Annotated in this window: 3 protein-coding genes; 2 read left to right on the top strand and 1 reads right to left on the bottom strand. The window is 32.7% G+C overall.

Annotated features, from left to right (window positions below; all coding sequences use genetic code 11):
* Window positions 1-160: 160 nt before the first annotated feature.
* Complete coding sequence (locus tag BA768_RS17755) at window positions 161-1,123, bottom strand: Gfo/Idh/MocA family protein (RefSeq protein ID WP_065721854.1); 963 nt, start codon at window positions 1,121-1,123, stop codon at window positions 161-163.
* Between the two features lie 333 nt (window positions 1,124-1,456).
* Between BA768_RS17755 and BA768_RS17760 the strand changes: the two genes are divergently transcribed.
* Together BA768_RS17760 and BA768_RS21360 are read left to right on the top strand one after the other, a co-directional pair.
* Window positions 1,457-2,107, top strand: a complete 651-nt coding sequence (locus tag BA768_RS17760; protein ID WP_034674716.1) for a protein-L-isoaspartate(D-aspartate) O-methyltransferase — start codon at window positions 1,457-1,459, stop codon at window positions 2,105-2,107.
* Between the two features lie 42 nt (window positions 2,108-2,149).
* Window positions 2,150-2,449, top strand: coding sequence for a hypothetical protein (locus tag BA768_RS21360; RefSeq protein ID WP_065721855.1), 300 nt, complete (start codon window positions 2,150-2,152; stop codon window positions 2,447-2,449).
* Window positions 2,450-2,527: the final 78 nt, after the last annotated feature.

The following is a 2,527-nucleotide window of genomic DNA, read 5'->3' on the forward strand; positions in this document are numbered from 1 at the left end:
TCTTTGGGATTGTAATCTTTAAATACTACTTTTGAATTAGTTAACACAAAGCAAATTACAAAATTTGCAACTATTAGGAAAGCTCAGGCTTTCCTTTTTTGCATTAAAAAGGCTGTCTCTCTTTTGAAACAGCCTCTTAAATATTTTTATAATTAATTTTTTAAGAAATCAATTCCATGATTTTCAAAGCCACTTTCAAAGCTTCAGTTCCGTCTTCCAAAGAAACTTCTACATTTTTTTCTTCAAGAATGGCATCCGCAAAAGAATTCAATTCATCCAGAATCGCATTATTCGGCTCAATATTTGGATATTCAAACAAAATCTGATTTTTTTCGCCTTCTGCATTTTCAATAATCATATCAAACGGAGTCGGGTTTTCAGGAGCATCCTGCATTCTGATCACTTCCGCTTTTTTCTCTAAAAAATCAACAGAAATATAAGCGTCTTTCTGGAAGAAACGGCTTTTTCTCATTGCTTTCATCGAAATTCTTGAGGTCGTTAAATTAGCGACACAACCATTCTCAAACTCAATTCTTGCATTGGTAATATCGGGAGTTTTACTCACTACACAAACACCGCTTGCATGAATGTTTTTTACAGGAGATTTTACAACACTCAATAAAATATCAAGATCGTGAATCATTAAATCTAAAACCACAGAAACATCTGTTCCACGAGGATTAAATTCCGCTAATCGGTGAATTTCTATAAACATAGGATTCTGAATATAATCTTTAGCTCCTATAAATGCAGGATTGTATCTTTCAACGTGACCTACCTGTGCTTTGATGCCGTTTTCACGACATTTCATTAAAATTTCTTCAGCCTGTTCAAGTGTTTGGGTAACTGGTTTTTCAATAAAAAAATGAAGCCCTTTTTCGATCGCTTTTAAAGCATAATCATAATGGTAAATGGTGGGAGTCACAATATCAAGCATTTCGATCTGATCTAATAATTCGTCGAAATTTTCAAAATATTTATATCCGAATTCGGCTTCAAGTTTTCTTCCGTTTTCTGGGTCTTTATCGTGAAAACCTACAAACTCATATTTATCAGACTGATTCAGAAGTCTTAAATGTATTTTCCCCAAATGTCCGGCGCCTACCAAACCTGCTTTTAACATAGCGTATCAAATTTTTGTAAAGATAAATGTTTAATTTGAAATTAGGATTCGAGATTTGAAATTTGAGATTTGAAATTGAAATTTTAGCTTCAGGTCATAACTTATCATTGTTTAAGATTCAAGATTCAAGATTTTTAGTTCATGATTTTAATTTCAGAATCTACCATTCACAATTGACATTCAGTACTACCTTAAAAGCTCTGTTTTATATTTTTCTTTCAAACTGTAAAGGATCACTCAGCAAAGTTCGACGACACAATAAATGTCAAATTTCGAACCTCAAATTTCAAATCATACATTCCTTTTTTCAAATCAATTTCCTATTTTTGTGATATGGTAGATTCATTTGTACACAAGGGTAAAAGGAAGAATTTGGTTGAATATCTCAGACACAGAATCGGGATTTCCGATGAGAATGTGCTTTCTGCCATCAATGAAGTTCCGAGGCATCTTTTTATTGAAAGTATTTTTGAGGATTATGCGTATGAAGACCGTGCTTTTCCTATCGCTGCACATCAGACGATCTCGCACCCTTCAACCGTTGCGGAACAATCTGAGCTATTGCAGGTAAAAGAAGGCGAAAAAGTTCTTGAAATCGGAACAGGTTGTGGTTATCAGACGGCTGTTTTACTTGCGATGAAAGCTAATGTTTATACTGTCGAACGACAAAAAGATCTTTTTGATTTTTCTAAAAAAAAGCTGCGTGAAATGAATCTTTTTCCAAAATTTCAAAGTTTTGGAGACGGTTTTGCCGGATTGCCGACTTTCGCGCCTTTCGACAAAATTATCGTGACCTGTGGTGCGTCTGTTTTACCGACAGAATTATTAAAGCAGCTAAAAGTAGGTGGAAAAATGGTCATTCCTTTAGGTCCGACGGATCAGCAGGTTCTCTACAGATTTACCAAAATTTCTCCTACAGAAATAGAGAAAGAAGAATTCGGAGCCTATAAATTTGTTCCGATGTTGAATAATACAAATCATTAAATTAACTTTGATTTATATTTTATAAAGGAACGTTTTAAACTTATGAATCACGAAAAGAAAAATGCTGTAAAATCAATACTTTTCTATATAATAGTAAGTTTGATAGTAATTGCAATAAATGTTTCGGGAAAATTTAAATCTGGTCCGTGTACACCAAACTTAGATTTTTTATCAATTTTGATTGTTGTGTTACTCAATGTTATTTTATTGATTGCTAATGTGGTAAAAGCTTTTGTGTTTAAAAAAGATACTCGATTATCAACTATTGTTCATTCTATTACCTTAGTAATTTTACCCGTAGTGCATTATAAAAAAAGTTATTCATGTTACAAAAATTTGTAAATTGTATTGACTACCAATCAAATACATTCATGAATAACCTAGATGCAATTTACGATTTTATTCTCACAAAATTGAGAG

Origin of the sequence: Chryseobacterium sp. CBo1 (genome assembly GCF_001693475.1) — a bacterium.
GTDB classification, from domain to species: Bacteria; Bacteroidota; Bacteroidia; order Flavobacteriales; family Weeksellaceae; genus Chryseobacterium; species Chryseobacterium formosense.

Excerpts from the sequence above, each read along its gene's own strand:
- BA768_RS17755 (WP_065721854.1), bottom strand. The coding sequence starts at position 1,123 with ATGTTAAAAGCAGGTTTGGTAGGCGCCGGACATTTGGGGAAAATACAT.
- BA768_RS17760 (WP_034674716.1), top strand. The coding sequence starts at position 1,457 with ATGGTAGATTCATTTGTACACAAGGGTAAAAGGAAGAATTTGGTTGAA.
- BA768_RS21360 (WP_065721855.1), top strand. The coding sequence starts at position 2,150 with ATGAATCACGAAAAGAAAAATGCTGTAAAATCAATACTTTTCTATATA.